The organism is Rufibacter sp. JT20002, assembly GCF_056491185.1.
The window spans coordinates 909,181-934,962 of sequence record NZ_JBSZJY010000001.1 but is presented as its reverse complement, the minus strand read 5'-3'; the positions used below and the strand labels follow the sequence as shown (position 1 = coordinate 934,962).

The 25,782-nt window shown below is 49.5% G+C and carries 19 protein-coding genes and 1 other RNA gene; 6 read left to right on the top strand and 14 right to left on the bottom strand.

Annotated features, from left to right (window positions below):
* Positions 1 to 97 precede the first annotated feature (97 nt).
* The 3 genes from ACW9SV_RS03750 to ACW9SV_RS03740 all read left to right on the top strand — a co-directional run bounded on the left by ACW9SV_RS03750 (position 98) and on the right by ACW9SV_RS03740 (position 4,447).
* Entirely contained in the window at positions 98 to 1,936 is a 1,839-nt protein-coding gene (locus tag ACW9SV_RS03750) for a RagB/SusD family nutrient uptake outer membrane protein (RefSeq protein ID WP_479555395.1), read from the top strand.
* 25 nt (positions 1,937 to 1,961) lie between these two features.
* Complete coding sequence (locus ACW9SV_RS03745; protein ID WP_479555394.1) at positions 1,962 to 3,176, top strand: DUF4959 domain-containing protein; 1,215 nt, start codon at positions 1,962 to 1,964, stop codon at positions 3,174 to 3,176.
* Positions 3,177 to 3,250: 74 nt separating this feature from the next.
* Positions 3,251 to 4,447, top strand: a complete 1,197-nt coding sequence (locus ACW9SV_RS03740) for a DUF4998 domain-containing protein (RefSeq protein ID WP_479555393.1) — start codon at positions 3,251 to 3,253, stop codon at positions 4,445 to 4,447.
* A gap of 283 nt (positions 4,448 to 4,730) precedes the next feature.
* On the opposite strand, the gene ssrA is transcribed toward ACW9SV_RS03740, so the two are convergent.
* From ssrA to ACW9SV_RS03725, 3 genes are all read right to left on the bottom strand, one after another.
* Positions 4,731 to 5,103: a transfer-messenger RNA gene (gene ssrA, locus ACW9SV_RS03735) on the bottom strand.
* Between the two features lie 128 nt (positions 5,104 to 5,231).
* Positions 5,232 to 5,936 carry a YjjG family noncanonical pyrimidine nucleotidase gene (locus ACW9SV_RS03730; protein WP_479555392.1) on the bottom strand — a complete coding sequence of 235 codons (705 nt, stop codon included), beginning with the start codon at positions 5,934 to 5,936 and terminating at the stop codon, positions 5,232 to 5,234.
* Between the two features lie 78 nt (positions 5,937 to 6,014).
* Complete coding sequence (locus ACW9SV_RS03725; protein WP_479555391.1) at positions 6,015 to 6,401, bottom strand: ArsR/SmtB family transcription factor; 387 nt, start codon at positions 6,399 to 6,401, stop codon at positions 6,015 to 6,017.
* 82 nt (positions 6,402 to 6,483) lie between these two features.
* On the opposite strand from ACW9SV_RS03725, the gene ACW9SV_RS03720 reads away from it, so the two are divergent.
* Complete coding sequence (locus ACW9SV_RS03720; protein WP_479555390.1) at positions 6,484 to 7,176, top strand: carboxypeptidase-like regulatory domain-containing protein; 693 nt, start codon at positions 6,484 to 6,486, stop codon at positions 7,174 to 7,176.
* Positions 7,177 to 7,307: 131 nt separating this feature from the next.
* The gene (locus ACW9SV_RS03715) at positions 7,308 to 7,808 is read left to right on the top strand and encodes a hypothetical protein (protein WP_479555389.1); all 501 of its coding nucleotides are present in this window, start codon (positions 7,308 to 7,310) and stop codon (positions 7,806 to 7,808) included.
* 94 nt (positions 7,809 to 7,902) lie between these two features.
* Here ACW9SV_RS03715 and ACW9SV_RS03710 read toward each other — a convergent pair whose 3' ends face one another.
* From ACW9SV_RS03710 to ACW9SV_RS03665, 10 genes are all read right to left on the bottom strand, one after another.
* Complete coding sequence (locus ACW9SV_RS03710) at positions 7,903 to 10,236, bottom strand: M1 family metallopeptidase (protein WP_479555388.1); 2,334 nt, start codon at positions 10,234 to 10,236, stop codon at positions 7,903 to 7,905.
* An 82-nt stretch (positions 10,237 to 10,318) separates the two neighbouring features.
* Positions 10,319 to 10,942, bottom strand: coding sequence for a J domain-containing protein (locus ACW9SV_RS03705; RefSeq protein ID WP_479555387.1), 624 nt, complete (start codon positions 10,940 to 10,942; stop codon positions 10,319 to 10,321).
* Between the two features lie 50 nt (positions 10,943 to 10,992).
* A complete protein-coding gene (locus ACW9SV_RS03700; protein ID WP_479555386.1) occupies positions 10,993 to 11,595 on the bottom strand; it encodes a HupE/UreJ family protein in 603 nt (200 codons plus the stop codon).
* Between the two features lie 408 nt (positions 11,596 to 12,003).
* Entirely contained in the window at positions 12,004 to 14,622 is a 2,619-nt protein-coding gene (clpB, locus tag ACW9SV_RS03695) for an ATP-dependent chaperone ClpB (protein ID WP_479555385.1), read from the bottom strand.
* Between the two features lie 230 nt (positions 14,623 to 14,852).
* Positions 14,853 to 15,401, bottom strand: coding sequence for a hypothetical protein (locus tag ACW9SV_RS03690; protein ID WP_479555384.1), 549 nt, complete (start codon positions 15,399 to 15,401; stop codon positions 14,853 to 14,855).
* Positions 15,402 to 15,486: 85 nt separating this feature from the next.
* A complete protein-coding gene (locus ACW9SV_RS03685) occupies positions 15,487 to 16,281 on the bottom strand; it encodes a prohibitin family protein (protein ID WP_479555383.1) in 795 nt (264 codons plus the stop codon).
* Positions 16,278 to 16,469, bottom strand: a complete 192-nt coding sequence (locus ACW9SV_RS03680; protein ID WP_479555382.1) for a hypothetical protein — start codon at positions 16,467 to 16,469, stop codon at positions 16,278 to 16,280. Before ACW9SV_RS03680 ends, ACW9SV_RS03685 begins: the two co-directional genes overlap by 4 nt.
* A 165-nt stretch (positions 16,470 to 16,634) precedes the next feature.
* Positions 16,635 to 17,366, bottom strand: a complete 732-nt coding sequence (gene nfi / locus ACW9SV_RS03675; RefSeq protein WP_479555381.1) for a deoxyribonuclease V — start codon at positions 17,364 to 17,366, stop codon at positions 16,635 to 16,637.
* A 74-nt stretch (positions 17,367 to 17,440) separates the two neighbouring features.
* Positions 17,441 to 18,151 carry a hypothetical protein gene (locus ACW9SV_RS03670; protein WP_479555380.1) on the bottom strand — a complete coding sequence of 237 codons (711 nt, stop codon included), beginning with the start codon at positions 18,149 to 18,151 and terminating at the stop codon, positions 17,441 to 17,443.
* 208 nt (positions 18,152 to 18,359) lie between these two features.
* The gene (locus tag ACW9SV_RS03665; protein ID WP_479555379.1) at positions 18,360 to 20,144 is read right to left on the bottom strand and encodes a T9SS type A sorting domain-containing protein; all 1,785 of its coding nucleotides are present in this window, start codon (positions 20,142 to 20,144) and stop codon (positions 18,360 to 18,362) included.
* Positions 20,145 to 20,808: 664 nt separating this feature from the next.
* On the opposite strand from ACW9SV_RS03665, the gene ACW9SV_RS03660 reads away from it, so the two are divergent.
* Entirely contained in the window at positions 20,809 to 23,034 is a 2,226-nt protein-coding gene (locus ACW9SV_RS03660) for an NADP-dependent isocitrate dehydrogenase (RefSeq protein ID WP_479555378.1), read from the top strand.
* A 153-nt stretch (positions 23,035 to 23,187) separates the two neighbouring features.
* Here ACW9SV_RS03660 and ACW9SV_RS03655 read toward each other — a convergent pair whose 3' ends face one another.
* A complete protein-coding gene (locus ACW9SV_RS03655) occupies positions 23,188 to 25,716 on the bottom strand; it encodes a cellulase N-terminal Ig-like domain-containing protein (RefSeq protein WP_479555377.1) in 2,529 nt (842 codons plus the stop codon).
* Positions 25,717 to 25,782 lie beyond the last annotated feature (66 nt).

Below are 25,782 nucleotides of genomic sequence, written 5' to 3'. Positions count from 1 at the left end.
TTCAGTAAGGAGAAATAAGCTTTTCAACTACTTCTTAATCTTCATTGCTTTTGCCGCCTCTTCTTGTAAAGACTATCTGGATGTTGTTCCGGATAACGTGGCAACTATTGAGCATGCCTTTAAACTGCGGAATGAAGCCGAAAAGTATCTTTTTACCTGTTATTCCTTTCTTCCTAAAAATGGGGACGGGTGGTACAATGCAGGATTAATGTCTGGGGATGAGATTTGGCTGCCACAGGCAAGCCAAACCCATTGGCACCCCGCCTACAGGATTGCCCTTGGGCAGCAGAACAAAGACGCCCCCTTGTTTGATGAATGGGCTGGCACCCGCAAAGGCAACGGTAATTGGAATGACCATTTAATGATTTACAGAGGGATTCGCCACTGCAACATCTTTTTGGCGAATGTCAAGGACCCAAACAAGGTTCCTGATCTCACCCAGGAAGAACGCACCAGGTGGATTGGAGAGGTAGAGTTCTTAAAAGCTTACTACCACTTCTACTTATTCCGGATGTATGGGCCTATTCCAATTATAGACGAAATCCCGGCAAGTGACGAACCCAGTGCGAAACGCATGCCTGTGGACGAGGTTGTGAACTACATCTCCAATCTCCTTGACCAATCCGTTGAAAAGTTACCCAGCCGGATAATCAATGAGAACAGCCAATTGGGCAGAATCTCACAACCCATTGCGTTGGCTGTTAAAGCAAAGCTTTGGCTGTATGCCGCCAGTCCTCTGTTTAATGGTAACAGTGATTATGCAGGTTTTACTGACAAACAAGGCGTTGCTTTGTTTAACCCTACTTATGACCAGAACAAGTGGGTTAAGGCAGTAGCAGCCACTAAAGCGGCCATTGAATCGGCTGAACAAAACGGGCATTCGCTATACAAGTACACAACGGATGTCCTCAATCTAAGCCAGGTCACCAAAACCCAGTTAAATATTAGAAACGCGGTTACCAACCGGTGGGGCACGGAGCATGTCTGGGCCTTGTCCAACAGCTATTTCGTCAATGAAAGACTTTGCATGCCTCCTCTGGAGAGAGGGACCCAGAACAGTAGATTTGAGTTGCAAGGCGCATGGGCTGCCCCCATCAAAATTGCCAAAATGTTCTACACTAAAAACGGGGTTCCAATTGAGGAGGACAAAACCTTGGACTTTAGTAACTATTCAGCTGTCCGGACTGCTGGCGCAGAGGAAGCATTTAACATAGAGCCAAACTATAAAACTGCTCGCCTTAATTTTGACCGTGAGCCTCGTTTTTATGCCGATTTAGGCTTTGATGGGGCAATCTGGTACATGAAAGACGGAAACCCTACTGGAAGTGACGTCAACAACTTCTATGTGAAATCTAAGAACGGCGATAAAGCAGGTTTTGGGGACTTTGTTAACTGGAACGAGACTGGGTACTACATCAAAAAGCTGGTACATTGGGAATCTACTTCCAATGGTACAAATGCTCCAACCTGGAAATCATATCCTTGGCCAGAAATCAGGTTAGCTGATTTATACCTGATGTATGCGGAAGCCCTGAATGAAGTTCAACCAGGCTCTTCGTTAGCCATTGAATACTTAGACAAGATAAGAGACAGGGCCGGTTTGAAAGGAATTGTTGAGTCTTGGTCTAATTTCTCTAACAATCCCTCTAAATATACTTCTCAGACAGGTCTTCGTGACATCATCAGACGTGAGCGTCTCATTGAGCTTGCTTTTGAAGGGCACCGTTTCTGGGATTTAAGAAGATGGAAACTAGCTGCCGAGGAGTTGAACAAGGATATCACTGGCTTTAACATCATGGGGAAAACCCCTGAAACCTACAACAATGAGAGAGTGGTGTTCAGTCAGAAGTTTATCACCCCTCGAGACTACTTCTGGCCAGTGGGCAATTATGATATCAGAAGGAATCAGAATTTGGTAGAAAACCCAGGATGGTAAATCAACATTTTTAGCGAAAAAACTTATGAACTTACATAAACTAAAAACATCGTTCTTCCTCTTTTTAGGAATAATGATTGTGTTTTCCTGCGAAGAGGATTTACAGTTCCGGGAACCAATAGGGGGGGATGATAGCATCCCAAGTATGGTGTCCAACGTGAAGGTGGAAAACCTGGCGGGCAAGGCTAAGCTAACCTATACAATCCCCAATGACCAGAATCTGCTGTACGTTAAGGCAGAATATGTCATTGCAAATGGTAAAACCTTGGAGACGCAAACTTCTTACTACAATAATTCTTTGATAGTGGAAGGATTCGCAGACACAAACGAACATGAAGTCAAGTTATACACCGTTAGCCGTAGCAATATCAAATCAGAGCCAGTTACGGTGAAGGTGAAGCCCTTGGAGGCTCCCATCTGGAAAGTCTATAAAAGCATTCAGGTTGCTACTGCTTTTGGTGGTTATAATTTGTCTGCCACAAACTCAGATACTGCAAATGTTTCTATCATTATAATGAAGAAGAACGCTTTAAATGAGTTTGAAGTAGATAACCAAAAAAGTGTTTTCACAGCCGTAAAGGATATCACCTCTAAAGTCAGAGGGTTAGATACCACCAGGCATGAATTCCAAATCTTTGTCAAAGATAGATGGGGTAATACCACAGACACCACCACTAAAACAGTAAAACCATTATTTGAGGCAGAGCTTCCAAGTTCGGGGTTCAGGGCATTTGTTTTGCCTGGTGATGCACCCCAGGTAACCAATGGAGCCAGGCTGGAATATGCTTGGGATGGTCTTCTAGGATGGCCGTTCGTGAGCTTTACCCATCAGGTGAACGGAGGGCCCGACCCCCACATGATCACGTTTGACACCGGCAAGCTTGCCAAGTTAAGTCGAATTTGGATACGTCCTTTTCCAGAATTAGACCCTCCCCAATTTTACTACCTCACCACCATGAAGCGGTTTGAGATTTACGGATCTGAAAATCCTTCTTTGAGCGGAGCGTTAGATGCCAGCTGGGTTTTACTGGGTTCTTATGAAGTTGTCAAGCCTTCTGGTACTGGTTACGGGCAAGACACTCCCAAAGACAGAGAAACAGCTGCAGCTGGCTTTAACTGGGATTTAGACTTGAATGCACCCAAGGTAAGATACATAAGAATAAGATGCCTTGAGAACTTTGCGGGAGGCACAGCCCAAAGCATCAATGAGTTAAAGGTTTACGGAGATACCCGTTTGTAAAATACATTAATTCCAGATTCTGTGGTCATTCTGTGGTTTTATGAAGGAGGCAGGATCTTTAAAGATAATATACAATGAAAAGGATATTAATGAATAAAATAAGGGTGGCCTTTGCCTCCTTACTTTCCCTGATGGCTTTGTACTCCTGTTCTGACTGGGATAACTTCAAGGAGTATACCAAGGAGGGAGAGATTCAGTACGCAGGCAAAATGGACTCTGTGAAAATTTTCTCTGGCAAGGGACGCGTGCTTTATAAAGCGCGGTTAAGTGCCGACCCCAAAGTAAAATTGGTTAGGATATTTTGGAATGACCGGAAAGACTCTGTTGAATATCAAATTGAAAAAGGAGACGGGAAAGAATACTTTGAGAAAACGTTCAAGGTGGATGAAGGAGTAAAAAACTTTGTAACTGTTACCTATGATGCCGCTGGAAATTCTTCTATTCCGGTGAATGCGGTGGGTACTTCCTATGGCGATACTTACCGCAGGAGATTGAATAACCGGTTGATCTCTATGCTGGATTTCGAGCCAAATGCTACTACCATCAATTGGGATGCCATGGATATGTCTACGGGTGCACAATATACGGAAGTAGAGTATGTGGTGAACGGGGAAACCAAGGTTGTCACCACCCCCGTGTCTACCTCCAAAACGGTACTGGAAGGGCTTACAGAATCCACGGTCATCAAATACAGGACCATCTTCAAGCCAGAGCCGACCAGTATTGACACCTTTGCGGTAGCTTTTAAGGATTACACCATCAACATCGTTCCTCAGCTAAAAAACAAGAAAGTACCGTTTATCGCTTCTGCAATTTCAGGACGATGGGGCAATCTGGCAAACTGGATCACAAACGACGCGGCTAAAAACCACGAAGGCTTTGGCGGATGGGACGAATGGAATGGCAATATTTTCAATGTTGAATCTGGCTGGGGCTCACCTGCCATCACCAACGGAAAGATCTACCAGACCCTAACCCTTGACCCTGGTACCTATACTTTTGAGATATCAAACCTCAGGGATACTAACTTAACTCCTGACGATAAAACCTATTTGGTAGTGGCCTTGGGCAATACATTGCCAGATGTGGAGCAAGTCAATTCTGCTTTGGGGCATGTGAAAATCTATAATGGAAGGCCATTGGGTGAACTGCGGGTAACATTTACGGTTCAGGAGAAATCAGAGGTCAGCATGGGATATCTTACCACCCAACCAGATGGGTGGCCTGGTAAATTCTGCAACATTATCGCATTTGATTTCTATAAAAACTAAGCAGTTTTAATCAGCAGTCACAAGTAAAAGCAAAAGGCCAGTAGGGAAATATCCTGCTGGCTTTTTGCTTTTACTTTTTTTGTCTAGCAGGGAGATACTAGCATGGCTTGGGAAACCACAAAGTGCATGTGGCTTTACTCCAAAAAGAACCATTGCTTCTTTTAACTAAGAAAACCTTTTCCGGCTCATTTTAGAAAAGAACCAAAGAAACGTTGATCCAACTATGATCTATGGACGGGTTTAAACAAAAATGCCCTGTCACTTTTGAGTAACAGGGCAATGGGAGTGGAGATGCAGGGATTCGAACCCTGGTCCAGACAAGGAAACTTGAGCGCTTTCTACATGTTTAGTCTTGGTTAGGTTTTCGTGTGACATCAGGCCCAAGCCTGGCCTATGATCTCACCTTAGATGCTTTAGTTTCATGCAGACCCCACACCTTGGCCTACACTAGATCGGCATTACGATGCCCTGTGACCAACCCCCACCGAACCGAGGAGCTGCAGGACAATGGCAAATTGCTTAGTACCTAGACTAGGCAGCCATGGCGTAGTTAGACTCGCCAGATAATCGTCGGTCAATTCTGATTTACGGGAAAACTGCCAACTCCCGACATGCTTACACCCAGCTTGCTCAAGCTGTCAATTCCGGTCATCCCCAATTGTGAAAGAACTTCGTTGGCCCTTTTACGGCCTGTACCTGCAAAAGTAACCAAATAATAGACAAATACTACGCTTGTGGAGTTCCCGTTTTCAGGGCGTTTCCTTTAAACGAGGCGTTAAATAGGCTATAAAAACGTTTTGAGTTCGCTAAGGCAGTGGATCTCGTAGGTGGGTTTTAGCCGGGGACGCTTCTTCTCGGGGTTAAAAAGAACCTGGTCTATTCCGGCGTTCATGGCACCTAAGATATCGGCATCCAGGCTGTCGCCAATCATCAAGCTCTCCTGAGCGTTTACGCCGGCCCTTTCCATGGCATGCAAAAAGATGCGCCTGTCTGGCTTGGTGCAGTTAACACAATCAGATGTGACAATTTCTGAGAAATAAGAGTCTAGCTTCGCCGATTTCAGCTTGATGTACTGCACGTCTTTAAAGCCGTTTGTAATGATATGAAGAACGTATTTCTCTTTCAGGTAGCCAAGGACCTCGTGCGTAAAAGGAAACACGCCCGTTTTGGTGGGGCAGAGATCGGTGAAGGCTTTGCTCAGCCCTTCAGGTACGTCAGCGGCGTCTACGCCCAATCCCGTCAGGCACTTGACAAACCTGTTCTCACGAAGCTGCTGCTGGGTGATCTTCCCTTTATGGAACTGGTTCCATAAGCGCTTGTTCACGAAACTGTACTTCTTATAGAAAGAGTCTGGGGAGAAATTACCTAGCTGCGCTAAGTTGAAATGGTCATATAAATGGTGTAGCGTCTCTTCTGAGTTCTTCTCAAAATCCCAGAGAGTGTGGTCCAGGTCAAAGAACAGGTGACGGTACGTTTTGGGTTTTCTCATATAAAAGGTTGCTCTCTGGGAAGGTAGCAGATCAGCAAAGGTGCTACTTTAAAACCATTCGGAGCAGTTTTAGTTTCGCTATAACCCCGTGAAATGCCGCTGCTGCAGCCGATTGATGGCTAATTCGCGGTTAGAGAAGAGGGTTTGGTACACTTCCTGGTCTTTAAGCAGCATCTGGTCTTTCTCCAGGTAGCCAAACATCTGTTGTAAAAAGTCCAGCATTTCGTCTTTAATGTAATAAAATGCCCATTGGTCTTGTTTACGGTAAGAGACTAAGCCTGTGTTTTTTAAGTAAATCAGGTGCCGCGAAGTTTTGGTTTGGGTGAAGTCCAGCACCAGTTCCAAGTCCGCGATGCAAAGCTCTTTGTTGCGCATCAGTAGGTTAAGGACTCTGATTCTGGAAACGTCGCTCATGGCTTTGAATACTTGTTCCCCAAAACCGACGTTAAAATGTTTGAGCCTCATGGAGTATTGCTTCGTAAAATTAATTTAAAGCTCTTCGGCACAAAGTACTATAAAAAGCCTATACTTGTAAACGAACTGATCCATGAATACGCAATATTTCAATTTCCCCTTTTTACATACCCGCTATGGAGCCCTGTTTGGGCGCTTTCTGGTGGCAGCCTTACTCCTTACCGCATTCAGTCTTACTTCTGCCCACGGCCAGGGAGCCAAAAAGGTGATTCAGTTAACAGGGGTGGTAACCGCCGGTGACAGCCTTCTGGGAATACCGGGTGCCAGCGTGTACATTCCAAGTGCCGGGCGCGGGACTAATACAAATGAATACGGATTCTTTTCCTTGCCCGTACTAGCCGGCGACAGCGTGGTATTCAGTTCCATTGGGTATGCGAAACAGTCACTGGTGATACCGGAGAGTTTTGAGCGGGACAGTTATTCCATTATCATAGAAATGCTGGAAGACCCTACCATCTTGCCCGAGATACGGGTGTTCCCGTACGCCACCTTCCGTGATTTTACCCAAGCCGTACTGGCCATGAAATCTCCGGTGGAGGACATTGACCGAGAGAGTGCCATGAGTCAGCAGATTCTGGACCAAATGTTCCGGAACACCCCCATGGATGCCAACTCCAACCACCGCACGTACATGAACCTGCAAAACCAGCAGCAGATGCGCCGCGGAGGGTATAACCCCGGAGCCACCAATCCGCTTCTGGACCCTATCAAGTGGTACCAGGTGATCAAGGCAATCAAGAACGGAGATTTCAAGAACAAAGAATAAACGCAGCACAACTGCCAGGCAAAGGACTGTTCAGAAACTGGGCAGTCTTTTTTTGTGCCCTATGATAAGCCAGGAAGAGGGAAAAAGAGTTTAGGCCTGTCTTTTCAGAGACTGTTCGCCTTAAGACTAGAATGAAACCGATTTACCTTCTGCTTCTGGGCATTGCGGTGGCGCTGGAGGGTTGTAGCTTAAAACCTTCGCCATTTGCAACCCTAACGCTAGATCAACTGCCCAACGCGCTTTTGCCCGCTTTTGAGCAAAACAGCCTTAAAGCCGGGTACACCCTAAACTCTGGCCTTAATCCTTTCTACCTAATGGGGAACTTTGACGGGGATTCAACGCCAGACTACGCGGTGTTCCTGCAAAACAACCGTAGCCGGAAACCCGCCGTTGTCTTTGTTCTGGGTGCAGACCCTGCCAATCCTTTCTTGGTGGAAGAAGGTGAATGGCATGCCTTGAAAACACTGAGGGAGATTGCCTACTGGAAACCCACTTCTCATTTCCCGGCGGGGGCGGGGACCCTCTTGCCAGGCATCAAAGGCGGGGGGATTGTGCTGGGGCTGCAGCGACCCGGCGAGGTGCGGTGGATTTACTGGAACGGCCGGCATTGGCAATGTATTAACCCTGAATAGAAAACGAAAAAGCCCCACCTGAAAGAACAGGTGGGGCTTTGCTATGAATTGATGTTTAGGGCTTGTTTCCTGAAAGGGCCTTGAAAACCAGAGTTTATTTTCCGCCTTGCGGACGGGTGGCACCCGGGCGTTGGGTTTGCTGTTGCATCGGGTTTGGCGTGATGCCGCGTGGTTGCTCTTTGAACAACTCAAAACGGCTTGGCTGCGGACGCTGCGGATACGAGTTGTTGTTCATGTCAATATCAGCGGTTTCCTGGAAAGGATCCAGCATGAAGCTGGCTACTGGTTTCTCGGTCACAAACACCTTCGTGATCTCATTTTCGTCGTAGCGCCAGATCTCCGCAGGGATGCGCACAATCTCAGAAGTACCATCCTGGAAGGTCATCTGCATTACCACTGGCATCACAAGACCGCCGTTGTTTTTGATGCCTACTTCATAGAAGTTCAAGCCTTTTTCCAGTAACGCGCGCTCTTCCGGAGCCAAAGACTGCAAGTATTTCTGGTACTGCGCTTTGCTTTCTTCGGTAACCGCCAGTGGATCATAGGTGTTGTAGAAATCCTTCAACTCCGGTTTGGTGTCCAACAGTGTCTTCGGGATGTCCTGCAGGTTGCGTTGCTGCGACAAGCTCTTTGGCTCGGCATTAATTTCCTGGCGGCGTTTCACGTTTTCCACCTCTGGGTTGCGGGTATCTACAGAGTACCATTTCACGCCGGTTAGTTCCTGCTCTACGTGGTCGGTGGTGTAGAACCAGCCTCTCCAGAACCAATCCAAGTCGGTACCCGAGGCGTCTTCCATGGAGCGGAAGAAGTCAGCTGGCATAGGGTGTTTGAAGGCCCAGCGGCGGCAGTATTCTTTGAAAGCGTAGTCAAACAACTTGCGACCCATTACAGTCTCGCGCAGGATGTTCAGGGCCGTAGCCGGTTTGCCGTAGGCGTTGTTGCCTAGTTGCGTGATCGACTCAGAGTTGGTCATGATAGGCTGCTGCAGGCGCTTGTCCATCTTCATGTAGGTCACCATGTTTCTTGGTTCACCGCGGCTAGACGGGTAATCACGCTGCCATTCCTGTTCGGCCAGATACTGCACAAAGGTGTTCAAGCCTTCGTCCATCCAAGTCCACTGACGCTCATCTGAGTTGATGATCATCGGGAAGAAGTTGTGGCCCACTTCGTGGATAATCACGGAGATCATGCCGTATTTAGTGCGCTCTGTGTACGATCCGTCTTTCTCTGGGCGACCGCCGTTGAAGGAGATCATCGGGTACTCCATCCCGCCCACGGCACCGTGCACGGAGATCGCTACCGGATACGGATAGTCAATGGTGAACTTGGAATACGTTCTGATGGTATGCGCCACTACCTCAGTGGAGTACTGGCCCCACAGTGGGTTTCCTTCCTTAGGGTAAAAGCTCATGGCCAACGTGTTTTTGCCGGCGTAGTTTACGTTCATGGCATCCCAGATGAACTTACGGGAAGAGGCCCACGCGAAATCGCGCACGTCTTTGGCCACAAAGGTCCAGGTCTTTTTGCCTTTGGCTTTGTTCTTCTCTGCGCGTAGGGCTTCTTCCGGTGTCACGATCAACACCGGCTTGTTGGCTTTCTGGGCTTGGGCCAGGCGGCTGCGCTGGGTGCTGGTGAGCACGTCCATGTTCTGCAACTCGCCGGTAGAGGCCACCACGTGGTCAGCGGGAACGGTGAGGCTCACTTTGTAGTCGCCAAACGGCAGGGCGAACTCGCCGGTGCCCAGGAACTGCTTGTGCTGCCAACCGTTCACGTCATCGTACACGGCCATGCGCGGGAACCACTGCGCCATCTGGTACTCGTAGTTTCCGTCCTCAGGGAAATATTCGTATCCACCGCGGCCACCTTGCTTTTTCTGGTCGTTGATGAGGTTGGTCCAGTCAATGCTGAATTTCACAGACTGCTTCGGCTTCAAGGGCTGCGGAAGGTCAATGCGCATCATGGTAAAGTTGATGGTGTAAGGCAAGGCTTTGCCGTTCGCATCTTTCACTGACTTGATCTTGTACCCGCCGTCAAACGTCTGCTCCGCCAGGGCCTCGGCCACGCCAAACGTGGGTTTGTCCGGGATTCTGTTGGTGCGGGTAAGATTAGTCATGGAGTTTTTCTCAAAGATGTTCTGGTCTAACTGTACCCACAGGTAAGTTAAAACATCTGGAGAAAGGTTGGTATAAGTGATGGTCTCGGAACCGGTGAGCGACTGGTTATCATCGTTCAGCTCGGCCTTGATGTTGTAATCGGCGCGTTGTTGCCAGTACTCGTGGCCGGGAGCGCCGGAAGCCGTACGATACGTGTTGGGGGTGGGAAGTTCTTGTGCCAGTTGCCTAAACTTGGACTTATCAATGTTTTCCTGCGCCAAGGCCGGTGCTGCCAAACTCAGGAGCAGCCCGGAGGCGAGTAAGAACTGTTTCATTTAGTGCGTAAGGTTGTGTTTGTTGGGTTGTGAGAAAAAGCAAATTGGTTAATTCTGCGCAAAGAAAAAAACGGCCGAGGGCTTATTTGGATGGTGCAGGAAGATCCTCCCCAAAATGCTTTCTGATGTCCTGCCTAAGCACCTTCATGAGCCGGAAGATGGCGAGCCCAGTAGGTACGGTAATCACCCCCAAAAGCAGGTGTTTAAACAAACCCGAGTAGAAGAAAAGCAAGGGCACCAATACAAAAGTAATGCCTGCCAGGCCCCCCAACAGAAGGACCAGAAAACTGCTGTAAAATGCAATGGGGTACCACCATTTCTTCTTCATCTCCAGGGTGCGCTGTACGTAGGCCTCATGGTCCTTCTCTTTCTGCCGACGGGCCCGCTCTCTGGCCACCGCTGCCCAGGCCAGGTATTCCTTTGGGTCGGCGGGTGGGTCATACACGTATTGGTATTTCTCCCAGTCAGATTCTTCCTTTGTCTTAGGAGGGGAGGTGGGCGAAACAAGCGAAGGTGCCGCCGGTACTCCCTGGAAACGCTGCAGGTACTCGTACGCCGACTGGATGCGCAGAAACATGGCCGGCGCCTCAGGGTCTTTGTTGCGGTCTGGGTGGTATTGCAAGACCAATTGCCGGTACGCATGCCTGATCTGCGGCATGCCAGCGCCAAAAGGAACTCCTAACACGCGGTAAGACTCAGTCAGCATGGGTACGGCCTGGGGAAAGAAAGACAGCAGACTGCCTTTTAAGCTTGGTTTTAGAAAATAGCGGAGAAATCCTGGTTCAGAATCAACATGAGCGCAATGGCCCCGGCGGCGCTACTGATGCCCAGAACCCAATCCCGTTTCTTGACCGGCAAAGCCCGGGTTAAAAGAAAGTTCAGGAGAAGTACCAGCAAGACAATCAGCAATTGACCTAGTTCAATTCCTAGGTTAAACGCCAGGAGTTCCAAAAGGATGTTCTGGCCCTGCCCCAGCAATGATTTTAAATAATTAGAGAAACCCATGCCATGGATCAGCCCGAAGAAGGCCGCGAAAAGATTGTTCCAGGACCAGAGGGCGCCACCTTTCCGTTTTCCGTTTTCCAGCTGGGTGAAATTGTATAAACACGTGAACAGAATGGTAATAGGGATAAGCAACTCAATAAGTGCGGTATTGAACTTTATCAAGTTCAACGTGGAAAGCGCCAAGGTAATGGAGTGCCCGATGGTGAAACTGGTCACCAAGGCCAAAATGCGGCGCCATTCCCGTCCAGAGTACACCGCGCACATGGCCAACACAAACACCATATGGTCATACGCCTGCAGGTTGAAAATATGATGAAACCCTAATTGAAGGTAAGTGAAGAAGACCGATGACACGTTTGTTTGCTGTTTTAAGATGGTGTTAGTCAGGCAAAATTAGAAAAAGGAGTGAGTTTCGCAAGTATAAGGCGTTACAGGCAGGGAGTTCATTCCTCTTGTTAGAAGAGTACGATTTATTGACCAATTTGTAGAAACTGGCCTCAAAGCAGCAGTTGAGAAAGGTAAAGGTTTACAGGATTAAATTGTAATTGATTTGTGTATGCCAAGCCTCTGATAGAGGAATGCTGCGATCTATCCCTTTTTCGCTGGGGCGAGTTGCAAGCTCGCGCCAGCGGGTGCTTGTTATTTTGGGCTTGTTTTCTGAAAACTTGGCTTAAGACAGAAAGGCAACCAGGAGGGAAGGGCAATAAAAAAGGCGCCGGAGAATTGCTCTCCGACGCCTTCACTTCAACTTAAAACAACGGGTTATCTATCAATGGGCAGGTCAATGTCCACGTTGATGAACTTGATCTCGCCGTCTTCCAGTACTGCTTCCACTACCGCGTCTTTCCGGATGTCACCAGACAAGATGGCTTTGGACAGCTCGTTCAGGATACGGCGTTGCAGCACTCGCTTCAACGGACGGGCACCGAACTGCGGATCGTAGCCTTCGTGGCCTAGGAAGTCCAGCACTTCGTCGGTGGCTTCCAAGCGGATGCCGGTGTCTTCCAGACGATCCTGGATGTGACGGAACTGGATGTCCACAATCTTCCGGATCTCTCTTGAGCTCAACGGACGGAACATGATCAGCTCATCAATCCGGTTCAGGAACTCAGGTCTGAGGGTTTTCTTCAGCACTTCAAATACCTCGTCACGGGTCCGGTCAATGGTTGGCTCTGGGTTCAGCTCATCCAGATCCTGGAAGTTTTCCTGGATAATATGAGCACCAATGTTAGACGTCATGATGATGATGGTGTTCTTGAAGTTGGCTACCCGGCCTTTGTTATCGGTTAACCGGCCATCATCCAGCACTTGCAACAAGATGTTGAACACATCTGGGTGTGCTTTCTCAATCTCATCCAGCAAGATCACAGAGTATGGCTTCCGGCGAACGGCTTCGGTCAACTGACCACCTTCATCATACCCCACGTATCCTGGAGGCGCTCCTACCAGACGGCTCACGGCATGACGTTCCTGGTACTCACTCATGTCAATGCGGACCATGGCGTTCTCGTCATTGAACAGGAAGTCGGCCAGTGCTTTGGCGAGCTCGGTTTTACCCACCCCGGTTGTACCCAGGAAGATAAACGACCCGATGGGACGTTTAGGGTCTTGCAACCCGGCCCGGCTGCGGCGTACGGCATCAGAGATAGCGGCGATGGCTTCTTCCTGACCAGCTACCCGACGGCCCAGTTCTTCCTCCAGGTGCAACAGTTTCTCGCGGTCGCTTTGTAGCATTTTGTTTACCGGTACACCGGTCCACTTGGCCACTACCTCGGCGATGTCTTCAGAGGTAACTTCCTCCTGCAACATGTGGTCGCCGTCTTGCTGCTCCTGCACTTGCTGCTGTAGTTCGCGCAGCTTGGCTTCGGCTTCCTGGATTTTACCGTAGCGCAGCTCCGCTACTCTACCGTAATCACCGGCCCGCTCTGCTTGCTCGGCTTCCAGACGATATTGCTCAATGGCTTCTTTCTGTTTCTGGATGCCTTCAATCACCTGTTTCTCGCTCTGCCACTTGGCGCGCAAGGCGTCACGGGTTTCGCTTAGGTCAGCAATCTCTCTGGAAAGCAGGTTTTCTTTTTCTTTGTCGTTCTCGCGGCGGATGGCTTCGCGCTCAATCTCTAACTGCATGATCTTGCGCTGTACCTCATCCAGTTCCACTGGCAAGGAGTCAATCTCGATGCGCAGTTTAGAGGCGGCTTCGTCAATTAAATCAATGGCTTTGTCTGGCAGGAAACGGTCAGAGATGTAACGGCTGGACAACTCCACAGAAGCAATGATCGCATCGTCTTTGATGCGTACCCCATGGTGCAGCTCATATTTCTCTTTAATACCGCGCAGGATGGAAATCGCATCCGGAATGCTTGGTTCATCTACCGTTACTGCCTGGAAACGACGCTCCATGGCCTTGTCTTTCTCGAAGTACTTTTGGTACTCTTTTAAAGTAGTAGCGCCAATGGCATGCAATTCACCACGGGCCAAAGCTGGTTTAAGCAAGTTAGCAGCATCCATAGCGCTGTCGCCACCGGCACCGGCCCCAATCAAGGTGTGGATTTCATCAATGAAGAGCACGATTTCGCCTTCAGAGTCCACCACTTCTTTGATCACGGCTTTCAGGCGTTCCTCAAACTCTCCTTTGTATTTGGCACCTGCCACCAGCAGACCCATATCCAGACTCATAATGGTCTTGGATTTCAGGTTCTCCGGCACGTCACCAGACACGATGCGTTGGGCCAGACCTTCCACGATGGCGGTTTTACCTACACCTGGCTCACCCAACAGAATTGGGTTGTTTTTGGTACGGCGGCTCAGAATCTGCAGTACGCGTCTAATTTCCTCGTCACGGCCAATCACTGGGTCAATCTTACCTAAGCGAGCCTGCTCGTTCAGGTCGATGGCGTAACGCTTAAGGGAGTTGTATTTCGCCTCGGCGTTCTGGTCGGTTACTTTGGAGTCACCACGTAATTCTTTGATGGCGGCTTTCAGGCCTTTTTCGGTGATGCCCGCGTCTTTCATCAGCGTTGCCACCTTGTCACGGCCGGCCAGCATACCCAACAGCAGGTGTTCAATGGCTACGTACTCATCGCCGAACTCTTTTAGGTAAGAGTTGGCTTTCTGCAAAGCCGCAGCGGCTTCGTTCGCCAAGTACGGACTGCCCCCGCTTACTCTTGGGTAGGCGTTCACAATCTCGTCCAGGCGCGAGTTGAATTGATTCACGTTCACCCCTAGCTTCTTCAAGTAGAAGCCGGTCACGTTCTCGTCCGTCTGCAGAATACCTTTCAGCAAGTGCCCCGTCTCGATGGCCTGCTGCTGGTTGCCGCCGGCAATCTCGGTTGCCTTCTGCACGGCTTCCTGCGATTTGATGGTATAATTGTTAAAGTTCATAGCTTTATATCGTCTTCCCGTAGTTTCTAAGTTTGTTACGACGATAGTAGCAAATGAGGTGCCGAAGCGTTTTTGGTCTGATTTCCGGAAAATGTGGCAGAAATAATCAAAGTGGTCTTTCGGATAATCAGACAAAAAGTCCTGCGATAAGACAAAAAACCTCACAAGCCTTGTAGGCCTGTGAGGTTTAGGAAAGTCATGTATGCAGTTCCGGCGAGAGTCTATGCCAGCTACCGTAGTTTATGCAGCATTTCGTATAAAAGCCGGTAAATCTCGCGCAGTTCGCCCATGTCCAGGATGGCCTCGTCTTTACTGAAGGTGAGCACGGTTTCTGGGCCAGTTTCATCTTCGTCGTCGTTCAGGCGCAGCTCGCAGCTTTTGTGCTTCAGCAGTGTCTCATGGATAAACGGATCGGCGAGCAGGCTTTTGAGCACCTCCGGCTGGTTGGTTTTGATGATGAAGGCGTCGTCAATATCGGGGTAGCCTAGTTCAATGTCTTCCATCCCAAAAAACTTGCCTACCTCGTCCATCCAGCCTTGTTCATGTAAGGCAAACCTGAGCGTGACGTGATTGGGAACCGGCGCCATGAAAGTAGTGGACGAGATGCCGCTCTCAAAGCCGCCGCCCAGGTCAATGTCAGTGTCAAAATAGATTTGGGTGTCTTGCTGTTGCAGCAAGGCTGAGTAGGAGAGCAGCTCTTTCTGGCTGGCCATGTCATAGGCCACCTGCTGCCAGAGTTCTTCTTCGGTATCGGCTGAAAAGGATTTGATGGTTTCCATAAAGTTCGGTTTGGTGGGAGCTTTCTGGGAAGGCCCCGGTTTAGGCTAATGACGTAAGACCGGCGCTTTGGGTTGGTAGAGGTGTTTATTCCATGTTCTTAAAAAACACCGGCGAGTTGCCGTACAGGGGGGTGGAGCCGTTCCATTTCTCAATGAACTGTTGTTGGATGAGGAGCGGGGTGAGGGTCTGCTGGCGCAGTTTGTTGGCCTCGGCCTCGGCTTGTGCCTCCACAATCTTCTTGCGGGCTTGGGCCTCGGCTACCTTCAGTTCGTTTTCTACCTGCATGGCCTGTTGCACCGCGCGGTTCTTGAGGTTCACGGCCCGCACAATTTCCTCGGGGTAAGAAAGGCCGCTGGTCATCTGTTCTAGCTTGAAACCGTCTTTCTGCAAGGCGGCGTCTAAGGTATTCTGAACCTCGGTCTCAAACTGCTGCCGCTTGGAGATGATCTCCTCTGTGCTGTACTGGTTCAGCTGAATCCGGAAGGCGTCTTTCACATAGTTGAGCAAGGTGGTCTGGGTGATCTCGTCTATGTTTTTGCGGTACTTTTTGAAAATTAACGGCGAAGCGCCCGCCTTCACATAAAAGGAGATGGTAGGGTCTACCGTGAACACTGAGCCGTCTTTGGCATTGACTGTGAAGGCTTCATAGTCGCGGGTTTGGATGAAGGTGGGAAACTCATGCACTTCTTCGGTGAGCGGGTTGTACCAAACCCGGCCGGTCACCAGAGAGACATCCTGTACCCCTTTGTCGGTGCCGTATAACTTAACCAGTACGCCTTCGTGCCCGGCATCTACCCGGGTGCAGGATTGGGTGAGGGTCACCGTTAGGACAAGGAACAATAGGGCGCTCACGATACCCGTAATGACTTTGCGGTTCATCTGTTTTTGATTTTAGAAAAGAGTAAACGGACAAGAAAAAAGTTAAGAAGGATCAGGAAGGCGAAGGAGACCACTCCCAACGTCACCGAGGTGTCTGAAGGGGCTCTGAGCAGCTGGGCTATTTCTGTGAAAAGTAAGATGTCCAGAACGCCCAAAGCCAGCAGAAGAAAGACAAATAGCAAATTCATGGTGCACCCTGTTTTAGCGATCGGGAGCGGATGGAAGGCGCTGCCAACCTGTGGGCCCGAAGGTATATGCAATATCCACAATACTATCTGTTTTCAAAGTAGCCGAACATAAAAAAGCTCAGCTAAGGAAGTTAACTGAGCTTTCAATAGAGAGCGGGAGGGGATTTACTTGACTTCGGCCTTGAAAACCTCTGCATAATGGTCGGCTAAACGGGTGGGCTCTGGTAGTTTGTGCTTGAGGGCGGTTTGCAGGGCCAGGGCGGTGGCGGTTTCCATGTCCATCAAATGGCCCGGCGAGACAAACACCGGTTTTACTTTGTCTTTGGTGCGGATGACGTTGCCGATGTGCTCGCCGCGGTGGGTGAGCGGCGTGATGCTGCCTTTGGCTAGGGCAGGTTCCTCGTGCTTGCCCGTGAGTACTTTCTTGGCCACGCCCATGGTAGGCTTATTCAGCAAGACGCCCAACTGGCTTGCAATTCCCAGGCGGCGCGGGTGCGCGATGCCGTGCCCGTCTACCATGATCAGGTCTGGTTCGTGTTGCAGTTTCTCGTACGCTTTCACCAAATTGGGCGCTTCGCGGAAGGCCAGAAACCCCGGGATGTACGGCAACTCCACGGCGCTGTAGTTCCACACGCTTTCCACCAGTTCCAACTCGGGGTACTTTAATACTACAAACACCGACAGGATATTCTCCCCGATGAACGAGGAGTCACAGCCCGCCAACAGCTTTAAGTCAAAGTCTGGTTTCTGCAGCACCACTTGCTGCCGCAGGACTTCCTGCTGCTCAGTTAGTGACTTAACGATCTGCGGATCGGGGGGAGGAAGGTGCGGGGGCCAGGCCATTTTGGTTAGTTCTGAGTCTTGCGTCTGAGTTCTTCCGCTTTTAGGTTGTTTCATGGGAAACAGGCTGAAAGCGGAACGTCTTTGCTCTTACGGTTTCCGGCCGGTTGAGATGCTTAGGGCTGGATTGCTCAGGCGCTGCAGGGAACCATCAGGTCTATAAACAGCACGCGCCATTGTCCCTTGATCTGCCCGAAGTGGAACTTGAAGCCGCTCTTTGTATGCAGTACCGTTTTACTGACCAATAGCTGATTCTGGGCTATTTCCTTTTGTTTTTTCGGCGGCAACCCGGCGTATTTATAAGCATCGCTTTTCTGGAAGGCAGAGGCGTCTGCCACAAAACATCCCTGCCGACTGAAGTTGTTGTTTTCGCCCGCGCAGGTGAGGGTAGGGAGCGTCTTTGCTTCCTCTAAGGTGCAGTCTTTGAAGACTTCGCCAATGGTGAAGAAGGAGCCTTGCCGCGCATCGGCCCGCTTGAAGGTGCCTACGTCGGTCACGTGGGTAAAATGCGGCACGGCCCCGGGTGCCTGTATGATGTAAAGCCCCCGCTCAGGGTCTGTTAATTGGTTGAAAGTTTCAGTATCCTGCTCCTGGATAGTTTGGGTAAAGTTTCTGAAAAACGTCTCGAAATCAGTAGAAGAAGAATTTTTCCTGACCACTTCTTCCTGTAAGGCATTCAGAGTGTCTTTGTCCAGAACTGCTGTCTGCTGGCGTTGCTCTTTGGAGGAAGGCGTTTGTTTTCGGGTTGTCTCCGGCAAGGTGGCGTTTTGCTCAGAAGGTGCAGATTGGCAACTCGCCAGAAACAAACAGGCCAGCGCCCCCAAATGTCTTATTGCTCTCATACGCTGTATACGTGTAGCCTGAGCTTCGTTGAAAGTTGTCTTCTGGGCCCAGTTTTATGAGGGATTGGGCAGAGGTTAGGCCAAATACGATTCCTGTAGCTGTCGGTTCCTGAGCGAAGCAAGGACCTGTAAAGCAGGAAAGGATGTCTGCTCAACTGGAGCGGACATCCTTTCCTGTAAACCATGGCTTCAAGTTTGTCAGCGCATCTTAATGTTTGTAGAACTTGCTCTCAGCTTTCCCTGATTTCACCAGGTACAGGCCAGAAGCCAACTCTGCCACGGATATTTGTACGGTTGCTTCGTGCTTGGGCAGGGTCACCGCTTTTACCAATTGGCCTGCCGCATTTATCACATAGAACGTCTGATCCTCTGTTGACGGGAAGCCCGGTTTCAAGGTTAAGTGGTTCGTGGCCGGATTTGGGTACGTGGTTAAGGTAAACGAAGACGCCGGAGAAGCCTTCACCGACAGGTAGATTGTTCTGGAGGTCTCAGACTGCCCGTTGTAATCATATTGCGTTAAGCGGTAATAATTGATGCCTGGTCTGGGAGATCGGTCCACGAAGGTGTATTTGTGCAGGGAAAGGCTGGTGCCAGCACCTTTTACTTCTCCAATGGCCTCAAAGATTTTCCCGTCCAAACTGCGTTCTACCACAAAGCGTTCATTGTCTTTCTCGGCAGCGGTAGCCCAGACAAGTTGCGCCCCTTCGGCTACTTTCTTCACGTTGAAAGCGGTTAATGTGACGGGCAATGGGTTGGTAAGGCTAATGCCGCTTTGGGAAATATCGTCTACCTTCACCGTGGGCAGGTTGATGTCTCGCCAGGAGATATCAGAAATGGCGATGTTTTGCTGGCCTTTGCTGTTCCCGTTTACAACCCCGTTGTAGAAATAAATTTCCACTTTGTTTACTTCCTCAAGAAAGGTAACTGCAATGTTCCCTTCTGGGGAGGAGTTAGGGATTTCGTACGTTCTGTTTCCTGGAGTTTCATCGGTCTTGCTTCTGAAAGTGGGCTCTCCATTTACAGAAACAAACTCATTGTAAGAGGTAATTTCAGAGTTCTGCTTTCTGGAGTAAACTGGTTCTCCATTTTTGTTGTACGCTACAACTTTGACAATGTCCCGGCACTTCTTCAAGGTCTCATCCACGTCATAAATGGAAAAGGAAAGTCCTTTGACAAAATGGCTCAGGTAGAGGGTGCTTTTGGAGTAGTTGTTGAGTGATGAAGTTCCGGTCTGCTGTTGGGAGATGGCAAAGGCATCTGACTCCTGGTATTCTGGGTAGACTTGTTGCAGATACATGGTGGTTCCTGATTCAACCTTGCCCCATTGCATTCTCACTCCATCCAGCTCGTAATAGTTCTCAGTGCCATGCTTTGCCGCTACGAACGGGTTTTCAGGGGGAGTGGTAGGGTCTTCTGGTACTCTGGAGGTCCATTTGAAGGTAGAGGTGGAGGAGGTGACGCCAGGGCCGCCGTGAGGAATTCCGGTTACGGTAATGTCGTCTAAGGCATAGGTACTGGACGCGCTAGTAGAAGTAAAGGTCCATCTGAGTTTCACCCGACCCTTGTTGAAGCAGGTAGGTAAAGAGACTCCCATCTCAGAATTCACCTTTCCCCAAGCTGTTCCTACATCGGTCCATCCTTCCGCCGGGAGGTAGGTGCCACCATTAAAGGCGTACTCTAGTTTAATCAAACCGTTGCCGGTTTTCTTGCCGCCCCAATTTACGTTTATGTCTTCATAGCCTCCGGTAGAGAAGTCGCCCAACTCTAAGGTGTAAGTGCCGGCTACTGCAGGTGTTTTCAGGTGCGCTCCCCTGGAGGCTTTGCTGTAGGCTGGCGTGGAAAGAGGTGTTGTGCCCTCTTCCCATCCGTTTTTTGTGACGGTGGTCAAAGTGCCGGTGAAGTTCTCATGGTAAAGGGTAGTTCTTTGTCCAAACACCTCTACTTGTAGAAATACAGCTGCACATACAATGAACATTGGTAAGATTGACTTCATAATTAACTTTTGAATGGGTAAGGTGGGAGATAGGAAATCTAAAATAATGTTATGTTAAATATTGGTTCCGTTATAAAATATACTTTTTTATATATTGATTATTGACTGAAACTTATAATTATTTATACTATTCTGCAAGTAGGTATAGCTTCAAAGGCTATAGTATGAGGGTTTACTGTTTAAATGAAAATTAGAATAGTTTAATTAAAGTTTGCTTCTGCTATTCAATTCTCAAGAAATTGATTTGAATAGTGATGTGTATAAATAAATTAATTTTTTTCTATAAAATTCTTAGTTGTTTTAGAGAGTGCTTAGTCGGTTGAAGTAGTTCTATTCAGGAATCCTCTTGATCTTCAATACCCTGCCAAGAGAAGAGAGTGCACCAACAGAGTTTGGAGTAGATGAGATAAGTGCTAAAATGCTGTATAGGTGAGACTTATATTGTTGGATACCAATACGTTAATATTTAGTTCTTATAAGGAAGCATGCCGCAAACAGGTTGAAGGAAGGGGAGAAAAGGCGATTGCGGCCCCTGTGGTTAGCCTATATTAAAAAGTCGCTTATATTTGCTAATGTATCTGGCTGTAAAAGCTAGGGCAAAGTCAGGGATTGTTTCGTATAGGAAATACTTCCGGCGCTATTACCTTAACTTTAAAAGAACGAAATGTCAAACACAACCAAAATCATTTATACCATCACCGATGAGGCACCGGCTTTGGCCACGCAGTCTTTCCTGCCCATCGTGCAAGCTTTCACCAAAGCAGCAGACATTGAAGTAGAAACCAGAGACATTTCCCTGGCCGCCCGTATTCTGGCTACGTTCCCAGATCACTTGAGAGAAAACCAAGCCCAAAGCGATGACTTGGCGTACCTGGGCGAGTTAGCCAAAACCCCAGAGGCCAACATCATCAAATTGCCGAACATCAGTGCCTCTATTCCGCAGTTGACCTCGGCAATCAAAGAATTGCAGGCCCAAGGCTATAACATCCCAGATTACCCCGCCGATGCGAAAACCGACGCCGAAAAGGAAATCAAAGCCCGTTACGGCAAAGTATTGGGTAGCGCGGTAAACCCGGTGCTGAGAGAGGGGAACTCTGACCGCCGCGTGGCCGATGCGGTTAAACAATACGCTAAAAAGAACCCGCACTCCATGGGAGCCTGGAGCGCAGACTCTACATCGCACGTGGCCCACATGAACGAAGGAGACTTCTATGGCAGCGAGCAGTCTGTAGTATTGGACCAGGCCGGTGAGGTGAGAATTGAGTTCGTAGGAGCTGACGGAACCTCCACCGTTCTGAAAGATAAACTGGCTTTGAAAGCCGGTGAAGTGATTGATGCTTCCCGCATGAGTAAAAAGGCCCTTCGCGCTTTTTACGAGAAAGAGATCGCTGATGCCAAAGCAACCGGTACGCTCCTTTCATTGCACCTGAAAGCCACCATGATGAAGGTGTCTGACCCTATTATGTTCGGGCATGCGGTGACCGTGTTCTTCAAAGATGTTTTCACGAAACACGCTGATTTGTTCAAACAAATCGGGGTGAATCCTGATAACGGTTTGGGCGATGTGTACAGCAAAATCCAGTCTTTGCCAGAGGAGCAGAGAGCTGCCGTAGAAGCAGACCTTCAGGCCGCTTACCAAAATGGTCCTGCTTTGGCCATGGTAGACTCAGACAAAGGCATCACCAACCTGCACTTCCCGAATGACGTGATCATTGACGCCTCTATGCCAGCAGCTATCCGTTCTTCGGGCAAGATGTGGGGACCAGATGGCAAGCTGCATGACACCAAATACATGATCCCAGACCGCAACTATGCGGGTATTTACCAGGAAGTTATCGACTTCTGTAAGCAAAACGGAGCCTTTGACCCTAAAACCATGGGTACGGTGCCGAACATCGGGTTAATGGCGCAGAAAGCCGAAGAGTACGGTTCGCACGACAAAACTTTCCAGATTGCTGCCAGCGGAACCGTTCGCGTAGTAGATGCGGCCGGAAATGCTCTGATGGAGCATCAGGTAGAGGAAGGCGATATCTGGAGAATGAGCCAGACGAAAGACCTGCCTATCCAGGACTGGGTGAAACTGGCGGTGACCAGAGCCCGCATCACCGGTTCCCCAGCAATCTTCTGGTTAGATCCGCAAAGAGCGCACGATGCCAACCTGATCAAGAAAGTAGAGCGTTACCTGCAAGACCACGACACCAACGGATTGGACATCAGAATTATGTCTCCGGTAGAAGCCATGCGTTTCTCCTGCGAGCGTGCCAAAGCCGGCCAGGACACCATCTCGGTAACCGGTAACGTACTGCGTGACTACCTGACTGACTTGTTCCCAATTCTGGAACTAGGCACCAGCGCGAAAATGCTTTCTATTGTTCCGCTTCTGGATGGCGGCGGGCTGTTTGAAACCGGTGCCGGTGGATCTGCGCCTAAGCACGTACAACAGTTTGCCGAAGAGAACTACCTGCGTTGGGATTCATTAGGTGAGTTCCTGGCCTTGGCCGTTTCTCTGGAGGATTTGGCATACAAGACCAAAAACGACAAAGCAGCGGTACTGGCAGAGGCTCTGAATGCCGCTAACGCTGAGTTCTTAGAGAAAGACAAGTCCCCGGCTCGTAAAGTAGGTGGCATTGACAACCGCGGTAGCCACTTCTACCTGGCGCTGTACTGGGCGCAAGCCTTGGCCGAGCAAACCAAAAACGAGGAGCTGAAAGCCAGATTCTCTGACCTGGCGAGAAACTTAACTGAGAACGAAGAGAAGATTGTTCAGGAGCAAATCGCAGAGCAAGGCAAACCTGTGGACATGGGCGGTTACTTCCACCCAGACCTGGAGAAAGTGTCTAAAGCCATGCGCCCAAGTGCTACTTTGAACGCGTTTATCGATCAGTTTTAAGTAAACTGGTTTAAACTAGAAAAGGCCTGCTGAGATATCTCGGCAGGCCTTTTTGTTGTATTTCAACTTAAGAGGGATTAGAAATTAGTCCCTTAAAAGCAGGATGATTTAAATCGCTCACTGGCTCAAATCATCCTGCCCGAAACAATCTGCTTACTGGATTAAATTCTTAAACGCCGATCCAAAGATCAGATAAGCGGTATTGCCTCCGATGGTGCCCTCGTTCTGGCCCCAAAGGAAAGGCCAATCGTCGTAGTTCTCGAAGTGGTCGGGTTTTCTGAACAAGATACCAGGAGCAACGTTGCCTGGGATAAAGGAGAAATCTGCTCGGTTATTGCCGTAGAAGACTGCTTTAGGTCGGGTTGCGCCCACGGTAGCCACTAAGGAATAGTTATGGTACGGATGGGCACCAAACAGGTAGTTGGTGGCTTTGAAAGCATGCTGCCCTTCAATGATCTCAGGGAAGTATTTGCTGGCAAAGCAAACGGTGGTTCCAAAGCTCATCACGTCTCCGCTGCCTGCCCAGTTGGTAAGGCCAATTGGCACACCGTATGGGTTGTCCTTTTCAAGGCCGCCGATGTATTCTTTGTACTTCACCACGTACGGACGGAGCTTTTCTTTATAAGAGGCGTCCAAGTGCGGGATAGCATCCAGGGCCGTCAATAAGTTGCCACTCACGTTACGCTCAAGGGAAGGCCACAGAAGCTCTTGGAATCTATCCAGGTATTGTTTTTCGCCGGTGGCAATGTACAGTTGAAGATTGGTGGCCATGTTGGCGGCGTTGCCTCGGCCCGTAGTATCCTGCTTCTGATTGGCCAGTAAAGCAGTGGCTTCTTTCAATAGCCTTTTGGACTGGGTCAACGCTCTCGCTGAAAGGTCGTCATTGTATCCCTTCAAGGCCCGGCTTGCGGCAGCAAACATGGTGGCTGCCCTGAGATCCAGTTCAGGCTCGCGGTTGGTGAAGGCCCATAAATCATCTTTTACGCCGCTGGAGCGGCCATCTTTGGCTACTTCGTACGGACCAAGCTTAGGGTTATAAGGAAGGCCGTCTGTTAAGGAGGCGGCGTCACCCAAGTGGTGGTAATTATCCAGCACGGAGTTAGAGAGCGTCTGGGCCATGTGGCCGATGATCTCTGCCTGGGCTACCAGGTTCAAGGTGCCATGTTCAATGAACTGCAACACGTCCGGTATCCCATCGGGGCGGTGAAGGTCTACGTAACGCTGCTTCTGGTCAATAAACGTCTGGTCGCGCTGTGGTTTGAAGCTCTCCCAGGTTTTGACAAAGTTCTGCACCACGCTGATGTTTGATCCGGTCTCTATGTCAAAATCCCCGGCATCAAAGAAACCGCCTACGTTCAGGCCGGGGATCAAATCCAACGCTTTGTACTTGGTATCAGTGGTGGGGCCCTGGGCGTGAAGGTCGAAGTGATCAGTGTTGGGTGGGGCCTGGCGGTAACCTTCTTTGAACGGCTCGCCGTGCCAAACCCGGTACGCCTCGTTCACAAACATGTGGTTCATGTGGATGGGAATCCAGATGTCGCTGGTAGCATCGGTAATCTTGCTGTACACCTGCTCGCCGATCAGGAAATTGTTGGTCTTGGTGTCTCCGTACTGAATGTAGTAGATGCCGGGCGTCTTCACAGGAGAGAAATCGAACTTCACGTAGTGGTACTTGAAGTAGTCTCCCCAGGGAGCGATTTTGCCGGTGAATACTTTGGTGGGGTTGCCGTCATCACCTACTTTAAAGATGGAGGCGCTTTTAGCGGGTTTGTCTTTCTTGTCTAGTTCAATGATAGAGACTTTTGGTTGCGCAGGAAGGTAGCCCACCTGGGAGAAGCCGATATTAGGATCTCTTACCCACCCTTTAATGGCATTTGGCTCCACGGTCCAGGTTAATACCTTGCCTGTTTTCCCGGCCGGAAGCAAGCTGCGCACCACAAACCAGCCGTTCTGGGCCAGCATACGACCATCGAACAGCATCAGGTCGGCATCTTGAGAGGTGATCTTCACCATCCGTTCCTGGGCATCAGGGGCAAACAGAAAGGTACGGCCGGTTTCCAGCGGAAGCGGATCAATGAATTTGCCGGTACCTCGGTCATCGGAAGTGACATACCCTTTGTATTGCTTCGGTTTCTGGCGGTTAGGTTTGGTAACGGTATTGCCTACCACATAGCGGGGGAAGAGATTAGGGCGCCCATCCACTAAATAGTTTTTAGCCCAGTATTGCGAGGGTAGAAACTCCAGGTTGAAGCCGGCACTTCCTTCCAGTTCCTTGGGAACGGGTTTGTCCAGGTAAACGGCTATCTCCACGCCTTTGCCCTTGGCCGTCACCACTACCCTGGAATCAAAGTTGTATTCTTTGTACCGTAACGTAGCCTCTACCGTTTTGGCAGCACGGTCTACCTTTCGGTTCAGGATGTCAGGAACCAGGTCCCACTGCTCCGGGGTGTTGGAGAGTCGCACCGCTCCGCCTTGCGCGGTTCTCACGCCATGGTGGATCAATTCTATCCCGGCGTTCTTCTCATCGTTGAAGCCCCCGGTAAAAAGGTTGTTGTACACCAGCACATTGACGCCTTGCTGCTCAAAATACTCACGGTCATTGAGCTTCAGATCCTGTCCCAAGGCATACTGGTATGCCCCAAGTAGTAGCATGGCTGCTGGTAAAAGTATCCGTTTTTTCATGATGATTTAAAGTAAATAAGTCTCTTCTGGTGGCCTGTTTCAAAGGTGGAAAGGCAAACTAATCGT

Excerpts from the sequence above, each read along its gene's own strand:
- ACW9SV_RS03745 (WP_479555394.1), top strand. The coding sequence starts at position 1,962 with ATGAACTTACATAAACTAAAAACATCGTTCTTCCTCTTTTTAGGAATA.
- ACW9SV_RS03740 (WP_479555393.1), top strand. The coding sequence starts at position 3,251 with ATGAAAAGGATATTAATGAATAAAATAAGGGTGGCCTTTGCCTCCTTA.
- ACW9SV_RS03730 (WP_479555392.1), bottom strand. The coding sequence starts at position 5,936 with ATGAGAAAACCCAAAACGTACCGTCACCTGTTCTTTGACCTGGACCAC.
- ACW9SV_RS03725 (WP_479555391.1), bottom strand. The coding sequence starts at position 6,401 with ATGAGGCTCAAACATTTTAACGTCGGTTTTGGGGAACAAGTATTCAAA.
- ACW9SV_RS03720 (WP_479555390.1), top strand. The coding sequence starts at position 6,484 with ATGAATACGCAATATTTCAATTTCCCCTTTTTACATACCCGCTATGGA.
- ACW9SV_RS03715 (WP_479555389.1), top strand. The coding sequence starts at position 7,308 with ATGAAACCGATTTACCTTCTGCTTCTGGGCATTGCGGTGGCGCTGGAG.
- ACW9SV_RS03710 (WP_479555388.1), bottom strand. The coding sequence starts at position 10,236 with ATGAAACAGTTCTTACTCGCCTCCGGGCTGCTCCTGAGTTTGGCAGCA.
- ACW9SV_RS03705 (WP_479555387.1), bottom strand. The coding sequence starts at position 10,942 with ATGCTGACTGAGTCTTACCGCGTGTTAGGAGTTCCTTTTGGCGCTGGC.
- clpB (WP_479555385.1), bottom strand. The coding sequence starts at position 14,622 with ATGAACTTTAACAATTATACCATCAAATCGCAGGAAGCCGTGCAGAAG.
- ACW9SV_RS03690 (WP_479555384.1), bottom strand. The coding sequence starts at position 15,401 with ATGGAAACCATCAAATCCTTTTCAGCCGATACCGAAGAAGAACTCTGG.
- ACW9SV_RS03685 (WP_479555383.1), bottom strand. The coding sequence starts at position 16,281 with ATGAACCGCAAAGTCATTACGGGTATCGTGAGCGCCCTATTGTTCCTT.
- ACW9SV_RS03680 (WP_479555382.1), bottom strand. The coding sequence starts at position 16,469 with ATGAATTTGCTATTTGTCTTTCTTCTGCTGGCTTTGGGCGTTCTGGAC.
- nfi (WP_479555381.1), bottom strand. The coding sequence starts at position 17,366 with ATGAAACAACCTAAAAGCGGAAGAACTCAGACGCAAGACTCAGAACTA.
- ACW9SV_RS03670 (WP_479555380.1), bottom strand. The coding sequence starts at position 18,151 with ATGAGAGCAATAAGACATTTGGGGGCGCTGGCCTGTTTGTTTCTGGCG.
- ACW9SV_RS03665 (WP_479555379.1), bottom strand. The coding sequence starts at position 20,144 with ATGAAGTCAATCTTACCAATGTTCATTGTATGTGCAGCTGTATTTCTA.
- ACW9SV_RS03660 (WP_479555378.1), top strand. The coding sequence starts at position 20,809 with ATGTCAAACACAACCAAAATCATTTATACCATCACCGATGAGGCACCG.
- ACW9SV_RS03655 (WP_479555377.1), bottom strand. The coding sequence starts at position 25,716 with ATGAAAAAACGGATACTTTTACCAGCAGCCATGCTACTACTTGGGGCA.